Genomic DNA, 12224 nt, shown 5'->3' with positions numbered 1-12224 from the left:
TTCGCCGCTCAGGCGGAGACCTGAATGACATTCGGAATCGGCACGTCCGGATTGACGTCGGCGTTGTAATCCACGCCGGCGATCTCGAACCCGAACAGGCGCAGGAATTCCGTCTTGTAGCCGGCGAAGTCGGTCAGTTCGTAGAGATTCTCGTTGGTGACCTGATCCCACAGCTGCACGACGCGCGCCTGCACCTGCGGATCGAGCTCCTTGCCGTCCGCGCGCAGACGGCCTTCGTCGTCGATGAGCGGCAGCGCGCCGTACAGGCTGTCGCGATACAGCCCGTCGACCTGCTCGATGCAGCCTTCGTGCGTGCCGGTTTCCTTCATCACCTTGAACAGCAGCGACAGATAGAGCGGCATCATCGGGATCGCCGAGCTTGCCTGCGTGACGACCGCCTTCAGCACCGACACGCGCGCGTCGCCGCCGATTGCGGCCAGCTTTTCGCGGATCTCGAGCACCTTCTTGTCCAGGTCCTTCTTCGCCGCGCCGATCGAGCCGTTCCAGTAGATGTCGTGCGTGATCTGCTCGCCGAGGTAGGTGAACGCCGTCGTCTTCGCGCCGTCGGCCAGCACGCCGGCGTCAAGCAGCGCATCGATCCACATCTGCCAGTCTTCGCCGCCCATCACCGCGACGGTGCTGTCGATCTCCTCCTGCGTCGCCGGTTCGAGCACGGTATCGCGGACGATTTCCTTGTCGGTGTCGATGCCGCGGAAACTGACGGTCTTGCCGATCGGCTTCAGCGTCGAGCTGATCACCTCGCCCGTGCGCGGATGCGTGCGGCGCGGGGCGGCCAGGCTGTACACGACCAGATCGACCTGGCCGAGATCGCGCTTGATCGTGTCGATCGTGATCCGCTTGACCTCGTCGGAGAACGCGTCGCCGTTGATGCTGCGCGCATACAGGCCTTTCGCCGTGGCGGCCTTCTCGAAGGCGGCGCTGTTGTACCAGCCCGCCGTGCCGGGCTTCGATTCGCTGCCGGCGCGCTCGAAGAACACGCCGAGCGTGTCGGCGCCGGATCCGAACGCGGCAGAGATGCGAGCGGCGAGGCCGTAGCCTGTCGACGCGCCGATCACCAGCACTTTTTTCGGGCCGTTCGCGATCGGGCCGCGCGATGCGACATATTCGATCTGTTCCTTCACGTTGGCTTCACAGCCGTCGGGATGGGTGGTCACGCAGATGAAGCCACGCACGCGCGGTTTGATGATCATGGGAGTCCCTTGTGTGCGACGCGAAAAACGTCTTTTGAAACGAAAAATTTCGCGCATTGTAAATGATGCGGCGGTGCGCGTGCCGCTTGCGATCGTCGCGCGTCGCGCATCGCGCGGTGCCGATGGCGTCGTGTGCCGGTCGATCTTCCGCGTCATCGGGGCGGATGGCGAAAAAAATGCCTGATTCGATTCACGGCCCGTGGTTCACGATCAATAAACGCTGCGGCAACGTTTTTTTGTCACGGCCGATGCTTCACACTTTGCGGTCGATATGTTCAACAGGCGACCGCCAGGGGTGAATCCATGATCAGGAAGCGTGTTCAGGCTGCCGTCGCCGGCATGGCGATCGCGATGGTCGCGCCGGCGGCTCAGGCGCAATACACCACCGACTGGCTGGCGAACACGTTCGGCACCCTGGCCGCGCATGTCGGAAACGCCGCGCGCGCCATGTGGGTCGCGCCCGAAGGCGTCATCTATACGGCATCGCGATGGGACGAGAATGCGGGCGGCATGGCGATTTACCAGAACGGCCAGCCCCTCGGCTCGATCGGCATTCACGACGAGTTCCACGGCGGCGCCATCACGGGCAACGCCACGTCGGTGTTCGCCGCGCTGGGTTACAACAGGACGTTCGGCAGCGGGTCGGTGGGGCGATACAACCGCGGTACGCACAAACGCGATCTGCGGATTCCGGTCAGCGTATGGACGTCCGTTCCCTATGCCGACGTGATTACCGGCCTCGCCACGGCCGGTTCGCTCCTCTATGCGAGCGATTTCTACGGCAATCGCGTGCGGGTCTTCACCACCGATGGCGTGTGGCAACGCGATATCGCCATTTCGCGGCCGGGCGCGCTCGCGCTGGACGGCGCGGGAAACCTCTGGGTCGCGCAGAAAAGCGCGGGAGCGGTGGTGTCGTTCGGGCCGTCCGGCGCATTGCTGAACACGATCCAGATGCCGCCCGGATCGCGGCCGTCCGCGCTGTATTTCGATGCGCCGTCCGGGCAGCTGATGGTCGGCGACGAAGGGCCGGACATGAACATCAAGCGCTATGCGATCTCGGGCATGCCGGCGCTGGCCGGCACGTTCGGCATCCGGGGCGGGTATCTCGACACCACGACGGGCATCAAGGGGCAGGTCGGCGACAAGCGCTTCACGCGCGTCGCGGGCATCGGCAAGGATGCCGCCGGCAACCTGTATGTGCTCAACAACGCATGGGGCGGCGGCTGGGATCTCGGCCGCAACGGCAGCACCGATCTTCACGCGTACGACGGCAACGGCAACCTGCGATGGAAACTGCAGGCGCTCAATTTCGAAGGCGCCGCCGCGCCGGACCCGGCGACGGACGGCGCCTACTTCTATAGCGGCAACAACCTCTATACCGGCACGGCCGGCGGCAGGTTCGTCGCGAACACCGTCGATCCGTTCGCCTACCCGTCCGACCCGCGCCTCAACATGAAGGACTATCAGCGCGGGCAGCATTTCGGCCAGCTCGTCGCGGTCGGCGGCAACCGGATTCTCGTGGCGTCCGGCCAGAATCCGGGCGACTTCAACTTCTATCACTTCAACGCGGCGAATGGCTATGTGGCGATCCCCGACGGGTCGATTCCGGGGCGCGCGTTCCGTACGAATCTGCAGGTCACGGCCGGATTCTGCCTCGACGGCAACGGCGATGTGTGGGCCGGGCTGAACGGAACCCGCCACATCGACCACTATCCGCTGACGGGTTTCGACGCGGCCGGCAAGCCGTCATGGGGCGCCTCGACCGCCATCCCGATTCCGCAGAGCGTGCTGCCGCTGACGCGGATCGTCTACCAGTCGGACAGCGACACGATGATCCTCGCGCAGGGGCTCGCCGGAAGCTGGGACTGGACGGCGATGAACGGGCGGATCGAGGTGTATCACGGCTGGAAGGGCGGCAATATCGGCGCGCCCAACCCGGTGATCACGCTTGCGAGTCCGAACCCCAAGTCGATCGCGGCGGCCGGCAACTATCTGTTCGTCGGGTACGTGCATACCGTGCCGAACATCGACGTGTTCGATCTGAATACGGGCAGCCTCGTTGCGACGCTGACCAATTCGAATCCGGGAAAGCTGGACGTCGGCAACGATGTGGATTCGATGTACGGCATCCGTGCATATCGACGATCGAACGGCGAGTACGTGATCACGAAGGACAACTACAACGGATCGAGCGTCGTCGTGTATCGCTGGACGCCGTGACCGGATGCGTGCCGGTCCGGCGTGTGCCGTCTTGTGCGGGGCGGCGTATCGGGCGGAAGGGCGTCCGGTCGAACGCCGTGCTCGCGGGCGGACGACGCGACGCCCGGGCATGGATGGGCGGCTTCCGGTCCGCGGGGAACAATGCCAGAATCGTCGTTCCGGCCGGATCCCCGCGCCCGGATTTCCCGTACCGTCCTCGCAAGGAGCCGGCATGTTGCAGATACTCGGAAAGGCGCCGTCCATCAACGTGCGCAAGGTGCTTTGGGCATGCGCCGAACTGAACATCCCGTTCGAGCGCGAGGATTGGGGCGCGGGTTACCGATCCACCGACGTGCCCGAATTCCTTGCGCTGAATCCGAATGGTCTCGTGCCGGTGATCAGGGACGGCGATTTCGTCTTGTGGGAGTCCAACGCGATCATCCGCTACCTGGCGAACCGCTTCGGCGGCGAACCGTTGTATCCCGCCGATCCGCAGCCGCGGGCGCGCATCGACCAGTGGATCGACTGGCAGGCATCCGAGCTGAACAATGCGTGGCGCACGGCGTTTCTCGGGCTGGTGAGGCAATCGCCCGCGCACCAGGATCCCGGCGCGATCGCGCAGTCGATCGAGCGCTGGACGAAGTCGATGCGCATCCTGAATGCACGGCTCGAAGCGACCGGCGCATTCGTGGCCGGCGACCGGTATTCGCTCGCGGATATTCCGATCGGGCTGTCGGTGAATCGCTGGTTCGGCACGCCGTTCGAGCATGTGGACTTGCCGGCGGTGTCCGCATACTTCGAGCGTCTGGCGGCGCGTCCGGGGTTCGGCGCCTACTGCGGGAACGGGCTGCCTTAACGCGGGCGACGCGAACGCGAACCGCGATGCGCCGCGCATCCCTGCGCGCGGCGGCGCCTACTCGCGACGGCCGGGCATCGCGTCGAGCACGTTCGCCAGAAACGCCTCGTGGTTCCATGCGGATTCCGGGCGCGACAGGCCGAGCCGCACGACGACCAATTGGCGGCTCGGCACCACGCTCACGAACTGGCCTTCGTGTCCGACCGCATGAAACGCGTCGGCCGGCAATGCCGGCGCATGCGGATCGCCGCGATTGAACGGCTCGGGCACCCTGATCCACAGATGCGCGCCGAAATCCCGTTGCGGCGCTTGCGGAGTCGCACGCGTCATGTAGTGCACCCAGCCTTCGGGCAGCAGGCGTTTGCCGTCCCACACGCCGTCCTGCAGGAGAAACTGCCCGAACCGGGCCCAGTCGCGCGCGCTGGCATACATGAACGACGCGCCGGCGAGCGTGCCGGACGGATCCGGCTCGAGGACGGCGCTGCGCATCCCGAGCGGGGCGAACAACGCACGGCGCGGAAAGGCCAGATAGTCGTATTCCGTGCCGCCCATCGCCTCGCGCATCGCGCGCGCAAGAATCGCGCTCGTGCCGCTCGAATAATGCCAATGCGTGCCGGGCGGCGCGACGAGCGGCTTGCCCGACGCGAACCGCGCGCTGTCCGGCTCGGTGAACAGCATGACGGCGACGTCGGACAGCGGATCGTCATAGTCCTCGTTGAATTGCAGGCCGCTCGTCATGCGCAGCAGCGCATCGAGCGTGATCTGCGCGCGCGCGTCGCCATGGCCGCGCCATTCGGGCAGCAATGCCGTTGCATCGAGCGCGAGCTTGTGTCGGGCGACGAGCATGCCGATCAGCGTCGCCGTGACAGTCTTGGTCATCGACCAGCCGGGCAGCGGCATGTCCGCCGAGAAGCCGGACGCATAGAGCTCGGCAATGACCCGGCCGCCAACCATCACGACCACCGCGCGCGTGCGCCGCGGCTGGGCCGGATCGGGCTCGGCGAACGCGCCGTCGATCGCCGCCTGCACTTTGCGGGCGTCGACAGCGTGGGGAAGCGCGGTCGCGGCCGTTTCCGCGACAAGCGGGGAGGCCGGAACCGTGTAGCCGGCAGCCGGCAGTACGCTGGGCGTCGTGCCGAGCGCGAGCGTGCAGCCGAGCTGCGGCCGGAACGCGGCTTCGCGCCCGGCAAAACCGGCGAACGTGGCGCGGGCGAGGCGATGTGCGTGGTCGACCGTCGGTTTCACGAGCTTGAGCAGCGGGTGCACGCCGGCCATGATGTCCACGTCGATGACCGACGACGCGGGACGCCCCGAGACGAACACGCCCGAGCACAGCGTCTTGGCCGCGTAGCCGGTCGCGATCGGCGCGAGCCGGAACAGCGTGTGGCCGGCAAAGCCGATCGCCGTCAGACAGGCGAGCGGCACGCTCCAACGAATCAGCCGCTTGAGGTTCGTTTTCATTCGCGAGCGTCCTGGGTGGCCCGTCTGCGGGCAGGTGTCGGATGGCGCGGTGACCGAAACGGCAGTGTCGCAGGTTTCGCGGGCGCGCGCGGCAGCATCGCTGAGTGCTTGCAGGTTCGGCGCGCGCCACACGTTGAAATCCATCGCGCCATCGATCGATAATCGTGCGGATTGCGCGACATCCCGGACAACCCCCTTTCGGAAACTGCCATGTCTTACGACAACAACAATCCGTTCGCCAGAATCCTTCGCGGCGAGCTGCCGTGCGTCAAGGTCGCGGAGGACGACGCCACGGTCGCGATCATGGATCTGATGCCGCAGGCGGACGGACACGTGCTCGTGCTGCCCAGGGAGCCCGCGGCGGAAATCTTCGATCTGTCTCCCGAGTCCGCCGCGGCGTGCATGCGCATGACGCAGCGCATCGCGATCGCGGTGCGCGACGCGTTGCAGCCCGATGGCATCTTCATCGGCCAGTTCAACGGACGCGCGGCCGGCCAGACGGTCGCGCATGTGCATTTCCACGTGATCCCGCGCTGGGAGGGCGTCGCGCTGCGTCTGCATGCGCGCGAAATCGCCGAGTCGGCGACGCTCGAAGCGCTGGCACGGCGCATCCGGGAACATCTCGTGTAACGGCGCACGTCCGGCAGAGGCACGTTTTGCCGTGCGCGCCTGCCGTGCGCCTGCATTCCGGCAGTCACAGCAGGTAACACGTGTAACCGCGCGCGAAACCCGGCGCGCCGGCCCGGGCGCTACACTCGATTTCGAGCTTCATCGAGTGGTAGGGAGGGCAGACTGAACCTTTCGTATCCGGCGCGCCTTGCGTCACGGCGAGGCCGCTATTGCAAAGATTCAATCGTCTCATGCGCTGGGAGCACGCCGATGTCCAGACTTCTCATTACCGTCGCCCTGATCGGCGCCCTGTCCGGCTGCGTCGTTGCGCCGCCCTACGGCTACGCACCTGCGCCGGCTTACTACGGCTATGCGCCGGGCTATTACGCACCGCCTGTCAGCATTGGCATCGGTGGGGTGTTCCGCGTTCGCTGACGCGTCATTCCATGCGTGTCCGGGCGTGTATCGACGCGCCCGCAGCGGAGCGCACGCGTTCCTCCGGCAGACATGACGCCCGCACCCAAGGTCGCGTCCCTGGCAATCGCGACGACCGTGCTCTATCTCGGCCTTGCCGTCCTCGGCCGTGGCGGATTGACCGCTTTCTTCTCGAATGCCGCGCTGACCACCGTGGCGGTCGCGACCCTCGCGATGACGGTCGTCGCGCTTTTCAGCGCAGGCAACCTGAGCCCCGGCGAGCGTGAGGATCGCGGCAATCGCTGGGTCATCGCCGCATTCGGCGTGATCGGGCTGCTGGCCGCCTATCTGCCCGCCTATACGGACCGCAAGGATATCTGGACGCTCGACGGCGAAACCCTGCGCTGGATCGGCGTGACACTGTTCATCGCGGGTGGCGCGCTGCGCTTGTGGCCGGTTTTCGTGCTGGGCCGGCGGTTCAGCGGGCTGGTTGCGATCCAGCCGGGCCATACGCTGGTCACGGACGGCATTTACCGCGTGATCCGCAACCCGAGCTATCTCGGCTTGCTGGTCAATTCGCTCGGATGGGCGTTCGCGTTTCGTTCGGGGGCCGGCGTGCTGCTGACGGCGGCGACGATTCCGCCGCTGGTTGCGCGCATCCGCGCCGAGGAAGCGTTGTTGCGCCTGCAATTCGGCGCGGAATACGACGCTTACTTCGCCCGGACATGGCGATTGATTCCGGGCGTTTACTGAGGCGGCCCCGGTACGCTCGCGGACGCGTGCGCATGCCGGCGATTCGTGCACGGCCGTGCGATGGGGAGCTGTGGCTGCCAAACAATCTGTTACCAGAATGTTTGGCGGTTTCGGACGGGGCCGATGATATTCTTCGCCGCAAGCTCGTTGAAATGGATGTGTCCCCTGAACGGCGCGATGCCGCACGGGACGATTTCATGCGTCACACCAGAGCGAATCCTCAATCATTCGTTTGCGAATAAGGAAGAATACGGGCATGTGGAAGAAGATCGCCCCCACTCTCGTCGTGGCCGCCATTGCTGCTGCGACGGCGCTGCCGGCAGCAGCTAACGATTTGAACAATGCGCTCGGTGGCGCGCTCGGCGGGGTAGCCGGCGCGGCCGTGGGCGGCGCGGTCGGCGGCCAGACCGGTTCGGTGATTGGCGGCGCGATCTGCGGCGGCGCAGGCGGCGCGGTGACGGCGAACCGTCACGAGCGCACCGGCGCGATCATCGGCGGCGCACTCGGCGGCGGCGCGGGCACGGCGGCAGGCAATGCGATGGGCGGCCGCACGGGCGGCCTGCTGGGTGCGGCAGTCGGCGGCGGCGCAGGCGCGGCGCTCGGCGGCAATCTCCAGCGCAACTCGTATGACGGCGGCTACGATCGCGACCGTGGCTACGACCGCGGTTACCACGGTCACAAGCACCACAAGCATCGCCGCGACTGGTAATCGTCCCCGCACGATCGTGTGAACGCGATCCGGCAAGCATGCCGGATCGCTGGTCGCGAAAGCGCATGACGCGCGTCCGCTTGGGCGGCACGCCGTCTGTCGCTCGTTTCCCCCGATCCGGACGTTCATGCGCGACGCGCATGTGACGTATCCCCTCGCCATCGTGACGTGCGATGCGGGCAGCCCCGGATTTCATTCGGCACCGGCAGCATTCGCCTGCACGTCGATGCCAGCCCATGGCGTTCGTCCATGCGGTTCTCCCCGTTCATGTTTCCGCTGTCCTCGATGGATCGGATCGATGCAATGCCGTCGTTTGCCGGCCCGATCGAGATCCCATGATCCGGATCGCAGGGCACCGTTCGTTGTCCGACGTCGCCGGCACGTGCGATGCATCGCGCCGTGCCCGCCGAAGTATCGCGAAAGTGAATGCGCGGCATCGCCACATTTAATTGGTGAATCGTTGCCGGCTTCGATATCGTCAAGGCATCCCGCGCACGGCATCCGGCCGTGCCTGGCGTGCCATTCCGCTCGCAGGGTGGCATCGTCGGCGTCGGGAGCCGGATCGACTTCTTCGCCTGGATGCCCATGTCAAAGACAACGTATTACGCGCCCCACGGCGGTCACCCGCCGCAGACCGACCTGCTGACCGATCGCGCCATGTTCACCGAAGCCTATGCGGTCATTCCGAAAGGCGTGCTGCGCGATATCGTGACCAGCCACCTGCCGTTCTGGACCCGCACGCGCCTGTGGGTGCTGGCCCGTCCGCTGTCGGGGTTTGCCGAGACCTTCTCGCAGTACATCGTCGAAGTCGCGCCCGGCGGCGGCAGCGACAAGCCGGAACAGGACGAGGGAGCCGAAGCCGTGCTGTTCGTCGTCGAGGGCGAGCTTGGCCTGACGCTGCAGGGCGAACAGCACGTGCTGACGCCGGGCGGCTACGCATTCATTCCGCCGGGCAGCGCATGGTCGCTGCGCAACGCCGGCGACACGGCGGCGCGTTTCCACTGGATCCGCAAACGCTATCAGGCGGTCGACGGGATGCCGCCGCCCGGCGCATTCGTGACCAACGAGCAGGCGGTCGAGCCGATCCCGATGCCGGGCACCGAGGGACGCTGGGTGACAACGCGCTTCGTCGACATGAGCGACATGCGTCACGACATGCACGTGAATATCGTGACGTTCGAGCCGGGCGGCGTGATTCCGTTCGCGGAGACGCACGTGATGGAGCACGGCCTGTACGTCCTCGAAGGCAAGGCGGTCTACCGTCTCAACCAGGATTGGGTCGAAGTGGAGGCCGGCGATTTCATGTGGCTGCGCGCATTCTGTCCGCAGGCATGCTACGCGGGCGGCCCGGGCCGCTTCCGGTATCTGCTGTACAAGGACGTCAACCGCCACATGAACCTGACGCTGGGCGCGCCGCGATGACCGCGATGGCATCTGTCACGCGGCCGGCCCGGCGAGGTCGCGAGGCATCGGGGCAATGCGGGGAGAGCAGGCTACGAAACCGATTCGAGGCGAAGCAGCAGGTTGCGCGCGTGTGCGATGAACGCGTCGTGCAAGTCGCGTTCACCCGGCGCTTCGAGGTTTGCCTTTTCCGCGAACGCGATCTGTGCGGCAAACGCGTCGCCCAGCGCGCGGCGCGTGTCGGGCGGGAGTGCGCGGATCATCGAGACGAGCAGCAACTCCTGCGCACGGAGCATGCCGGACAGCGATTGAGCGTTCATGCCGACCTCCTCGGACGATACGGCGCCGCGCGCGCCGTCATTTACATACTAGGCGGTCGGCATGCGCGCGGGGGAGGCGGCGCGGCGGCATGGGCTTCGCACGTGCCGAGGGATGCGTGGGGATCAGCAGGCGGCTGCGGCCGCCTTGGCATCGCGCACGACCTGCGCGACCCGGCTGACGAATTCGGAATCGACGCTCGACAGCGCTTCACGCTTGCCGTCGGGCATGTCGACCATGAGCCGGTACATGACATCCTGCGTGGTCCACGCGAGATAGCCGACGACGATCAGCATCACGCCGACGACGAGCGCGGCGCTCGAACCGCCGATGCCGCCCGCGGCTGCGGCGATGACGCCAATCACCGAGATGCCCGCCGGCACGAGTTTGTTCTTGGGAGCCGTGACGACTTCGACCTGGCGAATATCACGCAAAGCGAAGAGCTGACCGGCCGCCGACAGGCCGTTACGCGTGACCGTCACGCCCCGTTCGTTGAATGCGTTTTCCATCGTGAGTCGCATGGACGAAAACGCGCAGGGTAGCAGACTTCATGGCCTGATCAAACAGACCCGTTGCCGCATGCGATGCAACCGTGCGGTTCGCGGGCGTCAGAATTGCAACTGGCCGTCGCCATACAGGCGTCCCGGCACATGCGCCGCGACCACCTCGGCGATCTCCGCTTCGGTCGACTCGGCCGGCACGACCTGGCGTCGCGCGGGCGCGTCGAGATGCATCGTCCATTCGACGAGACGGTACGGGCGTCCCCAAGGGCGTTGCATCGCCACCGACACGCGGCAGCTCTGAACAGGCAGCGCGTGTTCGCGCGTGAGAATCGTGTGCAGATGGCTGTAAACGGTATCTTCGATCATCGTTGCCTCCGATCCTGTCTCACGGTGGCCGGCAGCCGTGCCGCGGGTTTCAAAAAAAAGCCGCCGGTGTTCAGGCGGCCAACAGGGGGGGTGAACGCATCGTCTCAGTCCAGAATTAAGCGAAACTTAAAAGCGCGCAAAAAGGCGCCCCGCACGGAGCGGGGCGCCTTGACCGTCGCGATTCGCACTCAGGCGAACGCTTCAGAACTTGTGACGGATACCGACGCGGACGGCGAACTGGTTCTGCGCGCCTGTGCCCGACGTGTTGAAGTAGCTCGTGCTCGTGCCGATCTGCGCTTGCAGCGGCGTGCCGTTCGCGAGCTTGCCCGACGCGTCCTGGTAGATCGCGAGCAGGTACACGTCGGTGCGCTTGCTGAATGCGTAGTCGAGCGCGCCGTTGACCTGGTTGTAGTGGCCGTGGATGGTGTCGCTCAGGCGCGTGTACGTGTAACCCGCGGCAGCCGAGAATGCCGGCGTGAACATGTACTTGCCGCCGACTTCATAGTTGTTGATGGTCAGGCCGCCGCCGGTGATCGGATCGAGATGCGTGTTGGTCCACAGCGCCCACAGGTTCGCGTGGCCGATCACGTAGCGGCCGCCGACGCCGTACGAGCGCAGCGAGCGCAGTTCGCTCGACGTGAAGTTGGCGATGCTCGCCTTGCCGGCATAGCGGATGTTCGTGTATGCCGCGCCCAGGCCGTACGGGCCGTTTGCGTAGTTCAGGCCGAAGCTGTACGTGCTCGGGGTGGCCGGCACGGCCGGCGTGCCGCCGACTGCGGGCTTGCCCGGCGTGCCGGCAAATTGCGTCTGGTTCGAGAAGCCGTACAACGCGCCGAACGACAGGCCAGCGTAGTTCGCGCTCTGGAACTTGACCGCGTTGTCGATGCGGCTTGACGTCAGCTGATCGATATCGTTGATGTGGTACGCGTAGTTGCCGGCGACCGTGTTGCTGCCGGCCGTGAAGTTGGCGCCGAGCACGTCGGTCGTCAGCGTGTACTGACGGCCGAACGTCAGCGAGCCGACGTTGTTCTGCGAGAGACCGACCCAGGCCTGACGGCCGAACAGGCGTCCGCCCTGACCGAGCGCGCCGGTGCCGACGTTGAAGCCGTTCTCGAGCACGAAGATCGCCTTCGTGCCGCCGCCCAGATCTTCCGTGCCGCGCAGGCCCCAGCGGCTGCCCTGCGGAACGCCCTCGTCGAACTTGAACAGCTTGTCGCTGCCGGTTGCCGACTTCGAGTGGTTGACGTAGCTGATACCGGCATCGATCACGCCGTACAGCAAGACGCTGCTTTGTGCATGAGCAGCGCCCGTCATGGCGGTAAGCATGGCGGCGGTCAACAGTTTCTTGTTCAAAAGATTCTCCGAGCGGGTGTAGGTGTGATGAGTGGCGATGTCAGCGTTCTTCCGGCGCTGTCACGAATTGG

General features: G+C 65.9%; 14 protein-coding genes. 8 read left to right on the top strand and 6 right to left on the bottom strand.

Annotated features, from left to right (window positions below):
• Window positions 1-8: 8 nt before the first annotated feature.
• Complete coding sequence (fabV, locus tag KH616_RS03710) at window positions 9-1211, bottom strand: enoyl-ACP reductase FabV (protein WP_292236592.1); 1203 nt, start codon at window positions 1209-1211, stop codon at window positions 9-11.
• Window positions 1212-1224: 13 nt separating this feature from the next.
• On the opposite strand from fabV, the gene KH616_RS03705 reads away from it, so the two are divergent.
• The 3 genes from KH616_RS03705 to KH616_RS03695 all read left to right on the top strand — a co-directional run bounded on the left by KH616_RS03705 (window position 1225) and on the right by KH616_RS03695 (window position 4266).
• Window positions 1225-1395 carry a hypothetical protein gene (locus tag KH616_RS03705; RefSeq protein WP_292236589.1) on the top strand — a complete coding sequence of 57 codons (171 nt, stop codon included), beginning with the start codon at window positions 1225-1227 and terminating at the stop codon, window positions 1393-1395.
• Between the two features lie 119 nt (window positions 1396-1514).
• Window positions 1515-3431 (top strand): SMP-30/gluconolactonase/LRE family protein, encoded by a 1917-nt coding sequence (locus KH616_RS03700; RefSeq protein ID WP_292236586.1) that lies wholly within the window; start codon window positions 1515-1517, stop codon window positions 3429-3431.
• A 211-nt stretch (window positions 3432-3642) separates the two neighbouring features.
• Window positions 3643-4266 (top strand): glutathione S-transferase, encoded by a 624-nt coding sequence (locus tag KH616_RS03695; protein ID WP_292236583.1) that lies wholly within the window; start codon window positions 3643-3645, stop codon window positions 4264-4266.
• Between the two features lie 57 nt (window positions 4267-4323).
• Here the strand turns inward: KH616_RS03695 and KH616_RS03690 are convergent, their stop codons facing one another.
• Entirely contained in the window at window positions 4324-5727 is a 1404-nt protein-coding gene (locus KH616_RS03690) for a serine hydrolase (RefSeq protein ID WP_292236580.1), read from the bottom strand.
• Between the two features lie 210 nt (window positions 5728-5937).
• Here KH616_RS03690 and KH616_RS03685 point away from each other — a divergent pair, with 210 nt between their 5' ends.
• The 5 genes from KH616_RS03685 to KH616_RS03665 all read left to right on the top strand — a co-directional run bounded on the left by KH616_RS03685 (window position 5938) and on the right by KH616_RS03665 (window position 9634).
• The gene (locus KH616_RS03685) at window positions 5938-6357 is read left to right on the top strand and encodes an HIT family protein (protein WP_292236577.1); all 420 of its coding nucleotides are present in this window, start codon (window positions 5938-5940) and stop codon (window positions 6355-6357) included.
• A gap of 249 nt (window positions 6358-6606) precedes the next feature.
• Entirely contained in the window at window positions 6607-6771 is a 165-nt protein-coding gene (locus KH616_RS03680) for a hypothetical protein (RefSeq protein WP_292236574.1), read from the top strand.
• 72 nt (window positions 6772-6843) lie between these two features.
• On the top strand, window positions 6844-7503 hold the full coding sequence (locus KH616_RS03675; RefSeq protein ID WP_292236572.1) for an isoprenylcysteine carboxylmethyltransferase family protein: 660 nt from the start codon (window positions 6844-6846) through the stop codon (window positions 7501-7503).
• Between the two features lie 256 nt (window positions 7504-7759).
• Window positions 7760-8212 carry a hypothetical protein gene (locus KH616_RS03670; RefSeq protein WP_292236569.1) on the top strand — a complete coding sequence of 151 codons (453 nt, stop codon included), beginning with the start codon at window positions 7760-7762 and terminating at the stop codon, window positions 8210-8212.
• Window positions 8213-8797: 585 nt separating this feature from the next.
• Window positions 8798-9634 (top strand): bifunctional allantoicase/(S)-ureidoglycine aminohydrolase, encoded by an 837-nt coding sequence (locus KH616_RS03665; RefSeq protein WP_292236566.1) that lies wholly within the window; start codon window positions 8798-8800, stop codon window positions 9632-9634.
• Between the two features lie 71 nt (window positions 9635-9705).
• Here KH616_RS03665 and KH616_RS03660 read toward each other — a convergent pair whose 3' ends face one another.
• From KH616_RS03660 to KH616_RS03645, 4 genes are all read right to left on the bottom strand, one after another.
• Window positions 9706-9933 carry a hypothetical protein gene (locus tag KH616_RS03660; RefSeq protein WP_292236564.1) on the bottom strand — a complete coding sequence of 76 codons (228 nt, stop codon included), beginning with the start codon at window positions 9931-9933 and terminating at the stop codon, window positions 9706-9708.
• 123 nt (window positions 9934-10056) lie between these two features.
• Window positions 10057-10440 carry a DUF6232 family protein gene (locus KH616_RS03655; RefSeq protein ID WP_292236561.1) on the bottom strand — a complete coding sequence of 128 codons (384 nt, stop codon included), beginning with the start codon at window positions 10438-10440 and terminating at the stop codon, window positions 10057-10059.
• Between the two features lie 99 nt (window positions 10441-10539).
• The gene (locus KH616_RS03650) at window positions 10540-10800 is read right to left on the bottom strand and encodes a DUF2866 domain-containing protein (protein ID WP_292236558.1); all 261 of its coding nucleotides are present in this window, start codon (window positions 10798-10800) and stop codon (window positions 10540-10542) included.
• A gap of 201 nt (window positions 10801-11001) precedes the next feature.
• Window positions 11002-12153: a porin gene (locus KH616_RS03645; protein WP_292236555.1), complete on the bottom strand. Its 1152-nt coding sequence runs from the start codon at window positions 12151-12153 to the stop codon at window positions 11002-11004.
• Window positions 12154-12224 lie beyond the last annotated feature (71 nt).

This window comes from Burkholderia sp., from assembly GCF_018375725.1.
Lineage (GTDB): Bacteria > Pseudomonadota > Gammaproteobacteria > Burkholderiales > Burkholderiaceae > Burkholderia.
The sequence above is the reverse complement of the archived record's forward strand: the minus strand, read 5'-3'. Positions and strand labels throughout refer to the sequence as shown.

Excerpts from the sequence above, each read along its gene's own strand:
- fabV (WP_292236592.1), bottom strand. The coding sequence starts at position 1,211 with ATGATCATCAAACCGCGCGTGCGTGGCTTCATCTGCGTGACCACCCAT.
- KH616_RS03700 (WP_292236586.1), top strand. The coding sequence starts at position 1,515 with ATGATCAGGAAGCGTGTTCAGGCTGCCGTCGCCGGCATGGCGATCGCG.
- KH616_RS03695 (WP_292236583.1), top strand. The coding sequence starts at position 3,643 with ATGTTGCAGATACTCGGAAAGGCGCCGTCCATCAACGTGCGCAAGGTG.
- KH616_RS03690 (WP_292236580.1), bottom strand. The coding sequence starts at position 5,727 with ATGAAAACGAACCTCAAGCGGCTGATTCGTTGGAGCGTGCCGCTCGCC.
- KH616_RS03685 (WP_292236577.1), top strand. The coding sequence starts at position 5,938 with ATGTCTTACGACAACAACAATCCGTTCGCCAGAATCCTTCGCGGCGAG.
- KH616_RS03680 (WP_292236574.1), top strand. The coding sequence starts at position 6,607 with ATGTCCAGACTTCTCATTACCGTCGCCCTGATCGGCGCCCTGTCCGGC.
- KH616_RS03675 (WP_292236572.1), top strand. The coding sequence starts at position 6,844 with ATGACGCCCGCACCCAAGGTCGCGTCCCTGGCAATCGCGACGACCGTG.
- KH616_RS03670 (WP_292236569.1), top strand. The coding sequence starts at position 7,760 with ATGTGGAAGAAGATCGCCCCCACTCTCGTCGTGGCCGCCATTGCTGCT.
- KH616_RS03665 (WP_292236566.1), top strand. The coding sequence starts at position 8,798 with ATGTCAAAGACAACGTATTACGCGCCCCACGGCGGTCACCCGCCGCAG.
- KH616_RS03660 (WP_292236564.1), bottom strand. The coding sequence starts at position 9,933 with ATGAACGCTCAATCGCTGTCCGGCATGCTCCGTGCGCAGGAGTTGCTG.
- KH616_RS03655 (WP_292236561.1), bottom strand. The coding sequence starts at position 10,440 with ATGGAAAACGCATTCAACGAACGGGGCGTGACGGTCACGCGTAACGGC.
- KH616_RS03650 (WP_292236558.1), bottom strand. The coding sequence starts at position 10,800 with ATGATCGAAGATACCGTTTACAGCCATCTGCACACGATTCTCACGCGC.